The following is a 16,551-nucleotide window of genomic DNA, read 5'->3' as shown; positions in this document are numbered from 1 at the left end:
CCGGGTCCGGTCTACGGAGGCGGTGGCCCCGTCCCGTTGCCCTGGAGCCGCTCCAGGTCGGAGGGCCGGACCTGGATCGCGAGGACGGCGATCAGCGCGGCGACCGCGGTGAAGATCGCCGCGACGACGAACGCGGCCGAGACGCCGGCCGTGAGGACCGCGTCGCCCCAGTGCCCGGGCAGCTGCCCGGTGCGCTGGAACTCCAGCCGCTCGGCCGCGGTGGCACCGGCCCGGAAGGCCGGGAACTGCTTCTCGGCCTCGTTCGCGCTCGCCGTACCGAACGTCGTGACCAGGATGGACAGCCCCAGGGACCCGCCCACCTGCTGGGTGGCGTTGAGCAGCCCGGACGCCGCGCCGGTCTCCTGCACGGGCACGTCGGACAGCGCCATCAGGGTCAGGGACACGAACTCCATGCCCATGCCGAGGCTGAACACCAGCATCGGGCCCAGCACGCTGCCCGCGTACGTCGAGTGGATGTCCGTCAGGGTCAGCCAGGCGAGCCCGGCCGCCGCGAGGATCGCGCCGATGACCATGAACGGCTTGGGTCCGTAGACGGGCAGGTAGCGGGACGCGATGCCCGCGCCGATCGCGATGACCACGCTGACCGGCAGGAACGCGAACCCGGCCTGGAGCGGGCTGAAGTCCAGCACGTTCTGCACGAAGAGCGTCAGGAAGAAGAACATGCCGAAGATGGCCGCGGCGAGGCAGAGCATGATGCCGTAGGTGCCCGCGCGGTTGCGGTCGGCGAACATGTGCAGCGGGGTGATCGGCTGCCGGGAGCGCCGCTCGACCAGCACGAACGCCACCAGGAACACCACCGCCGCGGCGAACGAGCCGAGCGTGAGCGGGTCCCGCCAGCCGTCCTGGGCGGCGCGGATGAACCCGTAGACGAGCAGCACCATGCCGAGGGTGGAGGTCAGGGCGCCGGTGAGGTCGAAGCGGCCGGGGTGGCGTTCGGACTCCCGGATGTAGCGGGGCGTGGCGAGGGCGATCAGCAGCCCGATCGGCACATTGACGAACAGCACCCAGCGCCAGTTCAGCCATTCGACGAGGATGCCGCCCGCGAGCAGCCCGATCGCTCCGCCGCCCGCCGAGACGGCCGCGAACACCCCGAACGCCCGGTTGCGTTCGGGTCCTTCGCGGAACGTGGTGCTGATCAGCGCGAGCGAGGTCGGGGAGGCGATGGCGCCGCCGACACCCTGGAGGGCGCGCGCGGCGAGGAGCTGGCCCTCGTTCTGGGACAGCCCGCCCAGCAGGGAGGCCGCGACGAACAGCAGCACACCGGCGATGAACACCCGCCGCCGCCCCAGGATGTCCCCGGCCCGGCCGCCGAGCAGCAGCAGTCCGCCGAAGGTCAGCGTGTAGGCGTTCACCACCCACGACAGGCTGGTGGTGGAGAAGCCCAGCGAGTTCTGGATGTCCGGGAGAGCGATGTTCACGATGGTGATGTCGAGGACCACCATCAGCTGACACGAGGCGATGACCAGGAGCGCCATGCCGTGTCCGCCGCCGCCCACTTGCGGGGCGGCGGTCCGCGCTGAGGTCGTGTGCTTCGGATCGGTGCTCATGACAGTTCAGTGAACGAGTCCGTCTACTGAGTCGACCGTACGCCCGTGGCCGAGGGGTCACCACTCGGGACGGCGGTGACCGTATCGCTCTGTTCAACTCCCCCATGCGCTCTCTGCGCTCTGGCTATTGTTCCCTGCTATGACCACTCGGGGGACGACACCGGACCTCACCCACGACGCGGTGGTGGTGGTTCCGGGAATCATGGGCAGTGCGTTGCGTGAGGCAACCGGTCGCCGACGCGTGTTGTGGGGGCTCAACGACCTGCGTTGGCTCGGGAGAGCCTGGTCCGGCGGTGGTGAAGGCATGCGTCCTCTGCATCTGGACTACAGCGAACGCAACGGCCGCTACGGGCGCGTCGAGGCGACCGGGCTGTTGCGCTTACCGGCCTGGGCCCCCTTTCTCCAGGGCCTCGAACCGTACGGGCCGCTCGTGGCAGCTGTGCGGGAGAAGGTGGCCGACCGCGCCGCGGTGCTGGAGTTCGCCTACGACTGGCGGCTTCCGGTGCAGGTCAACGGCGCGTTGCTCGCGGCGGCCTCCCACCGGCATCTCACCGCCTGGCGGGCCACGGAAGCCCACCAGCGGGCCCGACGCCATCATCCCGACGGACGCCCTGCCCAACTGGTCTTCGTCGCCCACTCCATGGGCGGTCTCGTCACCCGAGCCGCCTTTGCGCACTCCCCTGGTCTACGACCCGAGAGCCGTGCCGTCATCACTTTGGGGACACCGTTCCTGGGGGCGCCCAAGTCAGCCCTGATCCTGAACGGCGATCGCGCGAGCCCGGCACTGCCCCAGCGACGGATGCAGGAGCTCGCCGCGACGCTGCCCGGGGTGCACGACCTTCTGCCTGACTACCGTTGTGTCGACACCGGACACGGCGTGACACGGCTGTCCCCCGCCGACGTAGCACTCCTGGGCGGGGACAAGGAACTGGCCTCACAGGCAATGAAGTTCCAACAGAGCATGCGAGATCCGGAATCACCGTCGCTGCCAGGGCACAGTGCCGTCGTCGGCATCGACCAGCCGACCGTGCAGAGTCTGCGACTGGACTCCGGAGTCGTGCACGCGCAGTACGTCAGCTTCGCCCGCGACAGCACAGGAAACCTTTCCCACGATCCGGACACAGGACTACCGGCCCGCCGGAACCGGGCAGGCGACGGAACGGTGTCACGTGACTCAGCCGCCTCGCACCCAGCTGCGGGCACGACATGGCTACCCTTGCAGCACGGTTCCCTGGCCAAGGACGGTGTCGCCCTGGCCTATGTCCGTGCCGTCCTCACCGGGCACGACGCCTCTCTGGGTCCTGCGCTCGGCTCAGGCACCTTGGGTCTTCAAGTACCCGACCACGTCGAGGCCGGACAGCCCTGGCTGCTCCGTCTGCTGCCCTCACCGGGCGAGGAACTCGACAGCCATGCCGGAATCGCCTGCGGCGTGCACAACGCAGAGGACGACCGACTCGTCGACGCCCCTCGGCCGGGCTGGTACGACGGAACGGTCGCCGCTCCGGTCACGCTTCCGGAGCCCGGGCTCTACCGTGTGCGCGTCGCCTTTGGCGGTGGCTCGCCACTCACTCAACTCGTGCTCGCGCTGCCGCCTGCGGTCCGGAATCGCCCGCAGACGCCATGACCGCTCCGGACCTCCACCCGAACGATGGCCGACCGCTGCAATTCTTCCCGGTGGACATCGGGCACTACGACCATCACCCCACGCTGGCGACAGGATTGGAAGTACAGCGGGTCGCTGCCCTGCTCAAGCCGTTCGGCGCCGAGACGGACCCGTGGCCGACGCCGCAACTCGAGCGCGGATCCGGAGCGGTCAACAGCCGGCTCGACGACTGGTCCACCGGGAGGAACGGCTGTGACACGGTCCTGTACTGGGTAGGGCACGGAGCCAGCGACGGCCGTTCCCTCGCGCTGTTGGCCCATGCCGAGAGTCCGAACCCATTGATCCGGAACGGCATCTCGCACCTGGACCTGCTCCAGTACCTGAAAACGCGCCAGGGTCGAAGGCAGGCGGGGTGGGCCGCCGTCTTCATCGATGCCTGTACCTCCCGCCGGTTCGTGGAGTTGATGAGCAGTCAAGCCACGGCTGACGCGGATGTCGGTGAGTTCATCCTCGTCGCCAGCGCCCAGGACGGCAGCACCACACTCGGCGCCTTCCGTGACGTACTGGACCGACTGTTGACGGTGACGTTCCGCACCCACGACACCATCGGTCTCTACACGCTGGCAGAGCAGATCAACTGTGCCATGGGCGACACAGTGGCCTACGCCCGCACGTACGGCCATGCGGCGCTACGACGTGTCCACCCGACAGTGTCCGGCCGTGCTCAGGCGCCTCTCGACGTGGAGGCGGAGATCGAGACAGCCCTGTCGTGTCTGGGCGCGGAAGCGCGCCGTCATTTCGTCGACAAGGCCGCGGGCGGAGAGCTCGGCGAACAGACCTGGTACTTCGAGGGGCGCGAGACCGAGCGCTACGACCTCATGCGATGGCTGTCGACGGCGCACGAGGGACTCATGGTGGTCACCGGCCCGGCCGGGTCGGGCAAGTCTGCACTGCTGGGACACGTCCTGATCCACACCCGGCCGGAACTGGCGGAGATCCTTCGCCTTTCCGGACACCTGTCGGCCCTGCCCGAGGGAACACCTCACCCCAGGCACGCCTTCGATGCAGCTATCCCGCTCACCGGGCTCACCCCGCAGCTGCTGGTGGACCGGATCGCCCAGGCTGCGGGCATCGTCCAGCGGCCGCCGGACGCCCAGAGCCTCGCGCCCCGGATGGCCTGGCTCACGTCGTATCTGGGAGCCCGACGCCAACGAGGCACATCGCCCGAGCCGACACTCACGCTGCTTGTAGACGCCTTGGACGAAGCGCACCTGCCCCTGGTCATGGCCGCCGAGGTATTGCGTCCCCTCGCCGCCACCCCCGGTGTTCGGCTTGTGGTCGGGACCAGAAGGTCCACTCGGGAGGGGCCGGGCCTGCCGCTGTCCGACGACGAAGATCTCCTCGTCGGGCTCGGGGTGACCGCGCCGGGAGCAGGTCATCAGGCGAAGGTGCTGGTGGGCCACGACCGTGAAGCCACAACGCGCTACATCCGTCGCCGCCTGCACACCGCACGCGACCGCGGCACACTGCGTGTCGACCCGGCCGCCATCGAACGCACCGTTCATTCGCTCGGCCGGCTCGACCGCGAGTTCCTCTTCGCCCGTCTGGCCGTGCACGAGATCCTGCACGACCCAGGGCTCGCTCTCACGCCGACGCCGCTGGTCGGGACCGATCACCGGCGACTCTTCGCCGGAGCCGTACAGCGGCTCACCTCGATCAATCCGGCCTACCTCCTTCTGCTGGAGGCCCTGGCCCTGGCTCAGGGCCACGGACTGCCCGACCAGGACGACCTGTGGCTCACAGTGGCGAGAGCATTGGTAACGGACGGAACAGTGCCGCCGTTGGCCGGAGAGGACGTCGTACTCCTTCTAAGGCACGCGGCGCCATATGTCACCGCTGATCATGAGCAGGGCCAGACGGTCTACCGGCTCGCACACCGCGCGTTCGCCGAGCACTTCGTGGGGCCCTCGGCCGAACACGACGATCGCCACGCGCGCATCGCGGCGGCACTGGCCCGGCAGGCGAACGCACGGCTTCCGGAGCAACAGCCCAATCGCTACGTCGAATACCACCTGGCCGATCACGCGGCACTCGGCGGCCCGGCGGCCTGGGACGAACTCGCCGCGTGTCCGAGGCTGCTGGACCGGCTGGACCCCACCGCCGTCGCCGGAAGCGCCCTGCGGACGGGTTTCGGCAGACTCGGGCTGCCACCCGCGGTCGCAGGCGCCGTCGCGGGAGTCACCCTGCTGGTCAAGGCGGCGCCCGAGGACCGGCGCGGCATCCGGGAACTGGCCACGGCACGTTGCACGGACCAAGGGACGCCCCCGCCTCACGGAGCGGACCCTCTGCCGACATGGTCACTGCGCTGGGCCCAGCTGCTCCGTCATCCGGTACATCTACCCCTGCAGGGCCATCGCAGCGAGGTCCTCGCTGTAGCCGCCTTCACCTCTTGGGACGGGCGCCCTCGGCTGGCCTCCGGCGGCGCCGACGCCACCGTCCGCATCTGGGACCCCCTGACGGCGGAGCAGGCTTCGGAACCGCTGGAGGGCCATGGCGGAGCCATCCACGCCATCATCTCCTTCACCACACCCGACCACGGAACCCGCCTCGCAACGGCAGGCGCCGACGGCACCATCCGCATCTGGAACCCAGCGACATTCGAACAAACATCCGAACCATTGCGGGGTCACACCGATCCGGTCCACCAACTGGCCACAGCGGCCGAGGACGACTCGCCGCAGCACCTGGTCCCCGTGGCGTCCGGACCGCTGGAGGGCCACAACGGAGCCGTCCACGCCCTCGCCTCGTTCACCGCACCCGACCGCGGCATCCGCCTGGCCACAGCAGGCGCCGACGGCACCATCCGCATCTGGGACCCTGTCGCAGGCCGCGAGAAGGGGGCGCCGATCACCGGACACAGCGGTGCCGTACAGGCGCTGACCACGTTCACAACAGCGGAGGGACGCGTCCTGCTGGCGTCCGGCGGGGAGGACGAGACCGTACGGGTCTGGGATCCGGCCACCGGCCGTCAGACGGTCACCCCGCTGGTCGGACACAGCGGCAACGTGCAGGCGGTCGTCGCATTCCCCGGCTCCTCCGGAAAGCCGTTGCTGGCCTCAGCCGGTGACGACCTGATGCTGCGGATCTGGGACCCCGAAACAGGACGGGAGACTGCGGCCGCGATGACCGGGCACACAGACTGGATCGGAGCCCTGGCCACGTTCTCCGGGCCGGACGGGCGGCCGCTGCTGGCAAGTTGCAGCGACGACTACACGATCCGGATCTGGGACCCCATAGCCGGTCGACAGGCCGCACCGCCCTTGCACGGCCATGACGACTGGGTGGGCGCGGTGACGGCGTTCACACTCCGGGACGGTCGAGCTCTGCTGGCCACAGGAAGTCACGATCGGGCTGTCCGGGTGTGGGATCCGACCACGGCCCAGCAGGCCGCGCCGTCCTTGAAAGGCCACACCAGGGATGTGGGCGCCGTGGCTTCGTTCCCGGGGTCGGACGGCCGGACTCTTCTCGTCACCGGTGGACATGACCGCAGAGCTCACATCTGGGAGTCGGCCACGGGGCAATGGGTGGCCACGCTGGGTGAAACACACGAACGAGTCGAGGCGGTGACCGCGTTCAACGGGCACGACGGACGGCCCCGGCTGGCACTCGCGCGCGGCGGAACGGTACGGATCTGGGATCCAGGCGCCGAGGTGAGCACGGCGTCCCTCCTGGGTCACACCGGTGCCGTACGCGGCGTGACGACGTTCATCGGAACCGACGGCCGTACCCTCCTCGCGACGTGCAGCGAGGACCGCACCATACGGATCTGGGATCCCTCCAGCGCCCAGCAGACAGCCGCGCCTCTCCTGGGCCACACCGGAGGGATCCTGGCGCTCACCACATTCGAGACACAAGGTGGTCACAGACTGCTCGCCAGTTGCGGCTACGACGGAACGGTTCGTGTATGGGATCCGGTCACGGCCCGGCAGGTCCGCTCTCCGCTCCGGGGCCACCAAGGCGCCATCCACGCGCTCGCGGCCTGCATGATGCCGACGGCAACCCGGCTCGTGACCGGAGGCGACGATCAAACCGTCCGGATCTGGGACCCCATGGCCGGACGACAGGACGCGCCGCCCCTGCTGGGTCATACCCGCCCGGTACACGCTGTTGTGCCCTTCACGTCGCCCACCGGCCGCGCTCTCCTTGCGACCGGCGGCGAGGACCGGTCCTTGCGGATCTGGGACCGCAAGGACCGGAGCCTCACCGCTGTCCTCCCCGTGGACCTGGAGGTGTACGCGCTGACGGCAGTGGGCTCGGATCTGGTCCTGACAACTGACGAAGGAGTGGCCGTCATCGGCGTTCACTGCTCATGACGCCCGCCGAAGAGCCCAGACGGACTGCGGCCTCACCCGATCACGAACAGCAGATCCCCGCCCTCCACCTGCTGGATCCGGTTGATGGCCAGGCGGGTGACCTTGCCGGCCTTCGGGGCGGTGATCGCGGCCTCCATCTTCATCGCCTCGATGGTGGCGATGGTGCCGCCGGCGGTGACCTCGTCGCCCTCGGCGACCGCGAGGGTGACGACGCCCGCGAAGGGGGCTGCGACATGGCCGGGGTTGGCGCGGTCGGCCTTCTCGGTGGCGGGGACGTCGGAGGCGGCGGCCGTGTCGCGGACCTGGATGGGGCGGAGCTGGCCGTTGAGGGTGGCCATCACCGTGCGCATGCCGCGCTCGTCGGCCTCGCCGATGGCTTCGAGACCCATGAGGAGCCGCACGCCGGGTTCCAGGTCGACGGCGTACTCGGTGCCCGGGCGCAGGCCGTAGAAGAAGTCCTTGCTGTCGAGGACGCTGGTGTCCCCGAAGGACTGGCGGTGGGTGTCGAAGTCGCGGGTCGGGCCGGGGAAGAGGAGCCGGTTGAGGGTGGCGCGGCGGTCCTTCTCCAGTCCGTCGCGGTCCTCCGGCGTCAGTTCCGGCGTGGCCTTGGGGGCGGCGCGGCCCTCCAGGGCCCGGCTGCGGAACGGCTCGGGCCAGCCGCCGGGCGGGGTGCCCAGCTCGCCGCGGAGGAAGCCGATGACGGAGTCGGGGATGTCGAAGCGGCCGGGCGTCGCCTCGAAGTCGGCGGGCGACACCCCGGCGCCGACGAGGTGCAGCGCGAGGTCGCCGACGACCTTGGAGGAGGGGGTGACCTTGACCAGGTGGCCCAGGATGCGGTCGGCGGCGGCGTACATCTCTTCGATGTCCTCGAACCGGTCGCCGAGACCGAGGGCGACGGCCTGGGTACGCAGGTTGGAGAGCTGCCCGCCGGGGATCTCGTGGTCGTAGACCCGGCCGGTGGGCGAGGCGAGGCCCGCCTCGAAGGGGGCGTAGACGCGGCGGACGCTCTCCCAGTACGGCTCCAGGTCACCGACGGCCCGCAGGTCGAGGCCGGTCGGGCGGGCCGAGTGGTCGGTCGCGGCGACGATCGCGGACAGCGAGGGCTGGGAGGTCGTGCCGGCCATGGAGGCCACCGCGCCGTCCACGGCGTCCGCGCCCGCCTGGATCGCGGCGAGGTAGGTGGCGAGCTGGCCGCCCGACGTGTCGTGGGTGTGGATGTGCACCGGGAGGTCGAACTCGCGCCGCAGCGCCGAGACGAGGGTGGCGGCGGCCGGGGCGCGCAGCAGACCGGCCATGTCCTTGACGGCGAGGACATGGGCGCCCGCCTCGACGATCTGCTCGGCGAGCCGCAGGTAGTAGTCGAGGGTGTAGAGCCGCTCGCCGGGATCGGACAGGTCGGAGGTGTAGCAGAGGGCGACCTCGGCGATCGCCGTGCCGGTCGAGCGGACGGCCTCGATCGCGGGGCGCATCTGGCCGACGTCGTTGAGGGCGTCGAAGATGCGGAAGATGTCGATGCCGGTGGCGGCGGCCTCCTCGACGAAGGCGTCGGTCACCTCGGTCGGGTAGGGCGTGTAGCCGACGGTGTTGCGTCCGCGCAGCAGCATCTGGAGGCAGAGGTTGGGCACGGCCTCGCGCAGCGCGGCGAGCCGCTCCCAGGGGTCCTCGGCGAGGAACCGCAGGGCGACGTCGTAGGTGGCGCCGCCCCAGCACTCCAGGGAGAGCAGTCCGGGCAGCGTGCGGGCGACGACCGGGGCGACGGCGAGGAGGTCCTTGCTGCGGACGCGGGTGGCGAGCAGGGACTGGTGGGCGTCGCGGAACGTGGTGTCGGTGACGCCGATGGTCGGGGACTCGCGCAGCCAGCGGGCGAAGCCCTCGGGGCCGAGCTCGGTGAGCCGCTGCTTGGAGCCCGGGGCGGGCTGGGAGCCGTCGAGGCGCGGCAGTTTGGTGGTGGGGTCGATGAGCTGGGGGCGCTCGCCGTGCGGCTTGTTGACGGTGACGTCGGCCAGGTAGGTGAGCAGCTTGGTGCCGCGGTCGGCGGAGGTCCGGGAGGTCAGCAGGTGGGGGCGCTGCTCGATGAACGACGTGGTGACGCGGCCCGCCTGGAAGTCCGCGTCGTCCAGCACGGCTTGCAGGAAGGGGATGTTGGTGGCGACGCCCCGGATGCGGAACTCGGCGACGGCGCGCCGGGCCCGCTTCACGGCGGTGCCGAAGTCCCGTCCCCGGCAGGTCAGTTTGACCAGCATCGAGTCGAAGTGGGCGCTGATCTCCGTACCGGCGTGGGTGGTTCCGCCGTCGAGGCGGATGCCGGAGCCGCCGGGCGAGCGGTAGGCGGAGATGCGGCCGGTGTCGGGGCGGAACCCGTTGGCGGGGTCCTCGGTGGTGATGCGGCACTGGAGGGCGGCACCGTGCAGCGTCACCGTCTCCTGGGACAGGCCGAGGTCGGCGAGGGTCTCCCCGGCGGCGATGCGCAGCTGGGACTGGACGAGGTCGACGTCGGTGACCTCCTCGGTGACCGTGTGCTCGACCTGGATGCGCGGGTTCATCTCGATGAAGACGTGGTTGCCCTGCGGGTCGAGGAGGAACTCCACCGTGCCCGCGTTGCGGTAGCCGATCTCGCGGGCGAAGCGGACCGCGTCGGCGCAGATCCGACTCCGCAGCTCCGGGTCGAGGTTGGGCGCGGGGGCCAGCTCGATGACCTTCTGGTGGCGGCGCTGGACGGAGCAGTCGCGTTCGAAGAGGTGGATGACGTTGCCCTCGCCGTCGGCGAGGATCTGCACCTCGATGTGGCGGGGGTCGACGACGGCCTTCTCCAGGAAGACGGTCGGGTCGCCGAACGCCGAGGCCGCCTCGCGCGCCGCCGCCTCGATGGACTCCCGCAGCGTCGCGGGGTCCTCGACGCGCCGCATGCCGCGTCCGCCGCCTCCGGCGACGGCCTTCACGAACACGGGGAAGCCGATGTCGTCGGCGGCGCGCACCAGTTCGTCGATGTCGCTGGAGGGCGCGGAGGAGGCGAGCACCGGGACGCCGGCGGCTCGGGCGGCGGCCACGGCGCGCGCCTTGTTGCCGGTCAGTTCAAGGATGTCGGCGCTCGGTCCGACGAAGGTGATCCCGGCCTCCTCGCAGGCGCGGGCCAGCTCCGGGTTCTCGGACAGGAACCCGTATCCCGGGTAGACGGCGTCGGCGCCGGCCTGCCGGGCGGCGCGGACGATCTCCTCGACGGAGAGGTACGCCCGCACGGGGTGGCCGGGTTCGCCGATCTCGTACGCCTCGTCGGCCTTGAGCCGGTGCAGTGAGTTGCGGTCCTCGTGGGGGAAGACGGCGACGGTCCTCGCGCCGAGCTCGAAACCGGCGCGGAACGCGCGAATGGCGATCTCGCCTCGGTTGGCGACCAGTACCTTGCGGAGCATTCCCGATCCCTTCGGCCTGCCGGTGACGCTCACCATCGTGGCCGCTCCCGCCCCGGGTCGCCATGAGAGGCAGGTCACTCGGAAACGGCGATATCTCCCGTTGGCCGGTTTTCATCCCATCGGGCGTACAGCGCGGGCGGCTTCCGGAAGACCAGTCCGTACGGCGTGAGTGTCCGCCCTCGCTCCAGCCGCAGGGCGGGCAGGCGTTCCAGCAGGGCGCGCAGGGCGATCCGGGTCTCCAGGCGGGCCAGGTGGGCGGCGATGCAGTAGTGCGGGCCGTGCGCGAAGGCGAGTTGGAGGCGGGCGTTCGCGCGGCGGACGTCGAAGCGGTCGGGGTCGGCGAAGACGGCCGGGTCCCGGTTGGCGCCCGCCAGGGAGACGGTGACGAGGTCGCCCTCGCGGACGGTCGCCGGGCCGAGGGCGGTGTCGCGGGTGGCGTAGCGGTCGACGACGGCCGCGCCGGGCTCCAGCCGCAGGGACTCCTCCACGGCGCCGTCGAGGAGGTCGAAGTCGGAGCGGACCAGGGCGAGTTGATCGGGGTGGTCGAGGAGGTGGAGCAGGGCGTTGGTGAGCATCGCCTCGACGGTCTCGATGCCGCCGAACATGAGGACGGCCGCGTTGGAGGCGACCTCGGGCCCGGTCAGCCGTGCGGCGGCCGAGCCGAGCAGGGAGGACGCGCCGCGGGCGGCGACGGTCTCCTCGACGGCCTGGCCGAGCCGGGCGTACGCGGTGAGTCCCTCGGGTCCGGCGGCCTTGCCCGCGGTGATGTCGGAGACGGCCTGGACGATCGCGTCGTACCAGGCGAGCACCGTGCCGGGGGTGGTGCCGACGAGGCCGAGGGCCTCGGTGACGACGGCGACGGCGAGCGGCCCGGCGAAGTCGCGGCGCAGTTCGGCGGCGCCGGCGGGTTCGAGTGCGTCGAGGAGCCGTCCGGTCTCCTCCTCGATGAACGCGGCGAACCCCTCGTGGGTCCGGCGCGGGCGGAAGGGCGCGGCGAACGCCTCGCGGTGGCGGGCGTGTTCGGGCCCGTCGAGGGAGAGCATGCTGGGGCCGACGACCTGGGCGGTGGAGAAGCGGGGGTCGTCGACGGTGAAGGTCACGGCGTCCCGCATGACGTCGAGCGCGAGGTCGCGCCGGGTGACCAGCCAGCCGTTCAGCTCGGGCAGCCACGACACGGGTTCGCGGGCCCTGAGCAGGGCGAGGCGGGGGTGCGGGTTCACGGTGAGCTCGGCGAGGGTGGTCGCCGCGCCGAGCGGGAAGGCGGTGGCCGAGGTCGTCACAGGCGAGTCCCGAGGGGGTACGTCATGGTCGGGGACACCTTCCGGGGGCGGATACGTGGGTCATGGGCGGGGGTGGCTTCCGCAGGCGGGGGTGTGGGTCATCCGCGGGGGGTCCGGTCCGAGCCGCCCTCCGCGACGGTCGTGTCGGGCACGGTCGAAGCTACCTCTCGCAGGTGGACGTGTCGGGGCCGGGTGGTACGGCGGTGGCGGGGCCGGCGGGGGCCGAGGGCAGCGGAGCCCGCGGTGACGGGTCCCGGCGGCTCGGCAGGGACAGCATCAGCGCGAGCCCGAGCAGTCCCGCGCAGCCGCACGAGGCCAGCGCGTAGGCGGTCCTCGGGGAGGCCGGCGCCGTGTGCAGATAGACCGCCGAGACGGCCGCGAGGCAGACCGCGGCGGCGATGCGCTGGGCCATCTGCAGGATGCCGCCGCCCACTCCGGCGGCCTCGGCCGGGGCGTGCTGGAGCACCTGGGCCTGGTTGGGCGAGACGGTGAGCCCGCTCGCGACCCCGCTCAGCGCCTGGGTGGCGGCGAGCGCGACGGGCAGCGCGGCGAGCGGTGCCCGCAGCGCGACGGCCGCCCCGGTGAGGGCCGCGCCGATGCCGAGGGCGAGCCCGAGGGTGACCGTGCGCGGCCCGACGCGCCGCACCAGCCGCCACGCGAGGCCGGAGGCGACGCCCATCGTGACCGCCGACGGCAGGGCGACGGCCGCCGTCAGCAGCGCGGACAGGCCGAGCCCGTCCTGGAGGAAGACGGTGAGCACGAGGTACCCGGCCAGCGAGGACCCGAACTGGGCCATGGCGACGGCTGTACCCAGCCGGTACGGCCGCGACGCGGCCAGCGCCGGGTGCACGAGGGGCCGCCGCCCGTGCCGGACGCGGGCCCGCTGGTGCGCGGTGAACAGGGCGGCGAGGGCGCAGATCAGCGCCGTCCAGGCGAGCACCCCGGCGCCGCTGCCGGGGGTGCGGATGAACGGCACCATCACGGCGAGGGTGCACCCGCAGGCCAGGACGAGCCCGAGGGTGTCGAGGCGGGAGTCGCGGGCGGTACGGCGGGGCGGCGGCAGATGGCGTACGGCGAGGACGAGGGTGACGACCGCGAAGGGCGCGCTCAGCAGGAGACAGCACCGCCAGCCGGTCTCCGGGCCGAGTCCGGCGACCAGCGCGCCGCCGAGCGGCGGCCCGAGGGCGGTGGCCACACCGGCCGTCACCGCGTAGGCGCCCAGCGCACGGCCGCGTTCCTGACCCCGGAAGACGTCCTGAAGGGTGCCGATCACCTGGGAGTTGACCAGCCCGGCCGCCGCGCCCTGCACCAGCCGCGCCCCGATCACGGTGCCGGGTCCCCCGCCGGTCGCCGCCGTCACCCCGGCGAGGAGGAAGGCGGCCGTGCCCGCGACGAACAGCCACTTGCGGCCGTGCAGGTCACCGAGGCCGCCGCCGGGCACGAGGGCGAGACCGAAGGCCAGCGAGTACCCGGCCACGATCCACTGGACGTCCGCCGCACTCGCGCCCAGCGTCTGGCGCATGCTGGGCACGGCGATGTTCAGGACCGCCTGGTCGAGCAGGGTCGTCGCCCCCGCGGCCAGGCACACCAGCAGGGCCCGACGCGCGGCGGGGTCCTCCCCCGGAAGCAGACGGGGCATTCAGGCGCGCCGTTCGGGGCCCGGCAGCCCCGGATGACCGCGCGGGGCGGTGCCCGCGCGGTGGGTGCGCAACGGTCCACGGCGGCGCGGTTCGGGGACGGCCGGGTCGTCGAAGTCGTCGAAGTCGTCGAAGTCGTCGAGGGAGGCGACCACGTTCCGGCCGGTCCGTCCGGCGGAGATGCCGGCGGCGCAGGCGGAGAGCGCGGCGAGCAGGGTCGTGGGCTCGGCGGGAGGAGGGGGTGTGCCGCGCGGGCGGCGGCTGGTCACGTCCCGGTCCCGGCGGCGGCGCGCAGGCCGGTCGTGAGGTCGGCGATCAGGTCGTCGACGCCCTCGATGCCGACGGAGAGGCGGACGAGGCCGGGGCCGACCCCGGCGGCGGCCCGCTGCCCGGCGTCGAGCTGGGCGTGGGTGGTGGAGGCCGGGTGGATCACGAGGCTGCGGACATCACCGATGTTGGCGAGGTGGCTGAAGAGCCGGACGCCCTCGACGAAGCGCCGGCCGGCCTCCAGCCCGTCGGCGAGTTCGAAGGCGAGGACGGCTCCGGCGCCGCGCGGCAGATAGTGCTTGGCCGGTACGCGCCACGGGCTGGAGGACAGCCCCGCGTAGTGCACCCGGGCGACCTGCGGCTGCCGCTCCAGCCACTCGGCGACGGCCTGCGCGTTGGCGACATGCCGTTCGATGCGCAGGCTGAGCGTCTCCAGGCCCTGGAGCAGCAGGAAGCTGTTGAAGGGGGAGACGGCGGGTCCCAGGTCCCGGACCAGCCGGGTGCGCAGCCGCAGCGCGTAGGCGAGCCCGAGGTCGGAGAAGGAGTCCCAGAAGGACAGCCCGTCGTACGTCGGGTCAGGGCGGGTCAGTCCCGGCCACCGGTCGGGGTCGGCGCCGAAGTCGAAGCGCCCGCTGTCGACGACGACTCCGCCGATGCCGGTGCCGTGCCCGGACAGGAACTTGGTCGTGGAGTGGACGACGATGTCCGCGCCGTGCTCGAAGGGGCGCAGCAGATAGGGGGTCGGGACCGTGTTGTCGACGACGAGGGGGACGCCGATCTCGTGGGCGATGTACGCGATCGCCTCCAGGTCGAGGACGTTGCCGCGCGGGTTGCCGACGCTCTCCCCGAAGAACGCCTTGGTGGTGGGGCGCACGGCCGAGTACCAGGCGCCGAGGTCGTCCGGGTCGTCGACGAAGGTCACGTCGATGCCGAAGTCGGCGAAGGTGTGCTGGAGGAGGGTGCGGGTGCCGCCGTAGTGGGAGGAGGAGGCGACGATGTGGTCGCCCGCGCGGGCGAGGTTGAGCAGGGCGAGCGCGGTCGCGGCCTGTCCGCTGGCCACGGCGACGGCCGCGGCGCCGCCCTCAAGGGAGGCAATGCGTTCCTCGACGACGGCGGTGGTCGGGTTGGACAGCCGTGTGTAGGCGTGAGTGGTCAGGTCGGCCAGCTCGAAGGCCGCGGCGGCGTGCGCGGTGTCGCGGTAGACGTAGCTAGCCGTCTGGTGGATCGGCACGGCGCGGGCGCCGGTCGCGGGGTCGGGGACGGCACCGGCGTGCACCTGCCGGGTCTCGAAGCCGTGGCTGCTCACCGGTTCGCCTCCCGCCGGTCGAGGACGTCGGCCCACCAGCGTGCGGCGACCCGTGGATGGGAGCGGAGCCAGCCGACGACGGCGTTCTCCCCGAAGGCGGCGAGGAGCGGGTTGCCGGGGTCGTCGGTGACGCCCCGGCTGCGGGCAGCGAGTTCGGGCGGGAGCGTGAGGGGCCGCACGACGGCGTCGAGGCGCGGCCCGAGGAAGAACGGGACGGAGTAGCGGTGGACGCCCGCGCGAGGGCTGACCACCCGGTGGTCCGTGGCCCTCAGATAGCCCTGGGTGGCGATCTCCAGCATCTCGCCGATGTTGAACACGAACGCGCCGGGCACGGGCGAGGCGTCGATCCACTCGCCGTCCTCGCGCCGCACCTGGAGTCCGCCGACCTCGTCCTGCTGCAACAGGGCGAGATAGCCGTAGTCCTTGTGCGCGCCCACGCCTTGGTCCGCTTCGAGAGCGGGGCGCGGCGGATAGTGGACGATCTTCACGTGCACGGCGGCCTCGTCGTCGAACCACCGGTCGAAGTAGCCCTCGTCCTGCCCGAGCGCCGCGGCGAGCGCCCGGAGCACCTCGCGGCTCACCCGCAGCGCCTGCGCCTGCCAGCGCAGCACGACGTCCCTCAACTCCGGTTGCGCCGAAGGCCATTGGTTGGGGCCGACGAGCCGCAGATAGTCGGGGTCACCGGGCCCGGTGTCGAGTGCGGCGCGCTCGGGGCCGATGTCGATCTGCTCGCGCCAGTCGGCGCCGCCCGCCGTGTACTCCGTCCCGGTGCGCGTGTAGCCGCGGAACTGGGGCGAGTTGACGTTCTCGATCTCCAGGCGCCGGTCCTCGGGGAGGGCGAAGAAGGCGCGGGCGGCGTCCAGGATCTCGTCCTGGAGCGTGGCGGGCACTCCGTGTCCGGTGACGTAGAAGAAGCCCACCTCGTGCGCGGCGGAGCGGAGTTCGGCGAGGAAGGCGGCACGGTCGGCGGCGGCCGGGGCACGGAAGCGGGAGAGGTCGAGGACGGGCAGGGCCGTGGGCTGGGCCATGGGGGTTCCTTGGTTCCTTGACGGCGGCGAACCCGCTTACGCGCAGGGGACGTTGCCGGTGAAGAGAAGCGCGGGGCAAGGC

General features: G+C 71.9%; 9 protein-coding genes. 2 read left to right on the top strand and 7 right to left on the bottom strand.

Annotated features, from left to right (window positions below):
• Positions 1-11 precede the first annotated feature (11 nt).
• Entirely contained in the window at positions 12-1,496 is a 1,485-nt protein-coding gene (locus tag ACIPSE_RS40740) for an MFS transporter (protein ID WP_401673596.1), read from the bottom strand.
• A 211-nt stretch (positions 1,497-1,707) separates the two neighbouring features.
• Between ACIPSE_RS40740 and ACIPSE_RS40735 the strand changes: the two genes are divergently transcribed.
• Together ACIPSE_RS40735 and ACIPSE_RS40730 are read left to right on the top strand one after the other, a co-directional pair.
• Entirely contained in the window at positions 1,708-3,192 is a 1,485-nt protein-coding gene (locus ACIPSE_RS40735) for a hypothetical protein (RefSeq protein WP_401673521.1), read from the top strand.
• Complete coding sequence (locus ACIPSE_RS40730) at positions 3,189-7,544, top strand: hypothetical protein (protein ID WP_401673519.1); 4,356 nt, start codon at positions 3,189-3,191, stop codon at positions 7,542-7,544. Before ACIPSE_RS40735 ends, ACIPSE_RS40730 begins: the two co-directional genes overlap by 4 nt.
• A 32-nt stretch (positions 7,545-7,576) precedes the next feature.
• Here ACIPSE_RS40730 and ACIPSE_RS40725 read toward each other — a convergent pair whose 3' ends face one another.
• From ACIPSE_RS40725 to ACIPSE_RS40700, 6 genes are all read right to left on the bottom strand, one after another.
• Positions 7,577-10,951 (bottom strand): pyruvate carboxylase, encoded by a 3,375-nt coding sequence (locus ACIPSE_RS40725; protein ID WP_401673517.1) that lies wholly within the window; start codon positions 10,949-10,951, stop codon positions 7,577-7,579.
• Between the two features lie 74 nt (positions 10,952-11,025).
• Positions 11,026-12,231, bottom strand: a complete 1,206-nt coding sequence (locus ACIPSE_RS40720) for a cytochrome P450 (protein ID WP_401673514.1) — start codon at positions 12,229-12,231, stop codon at positions 11,026-11,028.
• Between the two features lie 160 nt (positions 12,232-12,391).
• Positions 12,392-13,870: an MFS transporter gene (locus tag ACIPSE_RS40715; RefSeq protein ID WP_401673512.1), complete on the bottom strand. Its 1,479-nt coding sequence runs from the start codon at positions 13,868-13,870 to the stop codon at positions 12,392-12,394.
• Positions 13,871-14,137 carry a hypothetical protein gene (locus tag ACIPSE_RS40710; RefSeq protein ID WP_401673510.1) on the bottom strand — a complete coding sequence of 89 codons (267 nt, stop codon included), beginning with the start codon at positions 14,135-14,137 and terminating at the stop codon, positions 13,871-13,873.
• A complete protein-coding gene (locus ACIPSE_RS40705; RefSeq protein WP_401673508.1) occupies positions 14,134-15,441 on the bottom strand; it encodes an O-acetylhomoserine aminocarboxypropyltransferase/cysteine synthase family protein in 1,308 nt (435 codons plus the stop codon). Before ACIPSE_RS40705 ends, ACIPSE_RS40710 begins: the two co-directional genes overlap by 4 nt.
• On the bottom strand, positions 15,438-16,469 hold the full coding sequence (locus tag ACIPSE_RS40700) for an isopenicillin N synthase family dioxygenase (protein WP_401673506.1): 1,032 nt from the start codon (positions 16,467-16,469) through the stop codon (positions 15,438-15,440). Before ACIPSE_RS40700 ends, ACIPSE_RS40705 begins: the two co-directional genes overlap by 4 nt.
• Between the last annotated feature and the right edge of the window lie 82 nt (positions 16,470-16,551).

It is taken from the genome of Streptomyces sp. NPDC090106 (genome assembly GCF_044747265.1).
Classification (GTDB): Bacteria; Actinomycetota; Actinomycetes; order Streptomycetales; family Streptomycetaceae; genus Streptomyces.
The sequence above is the reverse complement of the archived record's forward strand: the minus strand, read 5'-3'. Positions and strand labels throughout refer to the sequence as shown.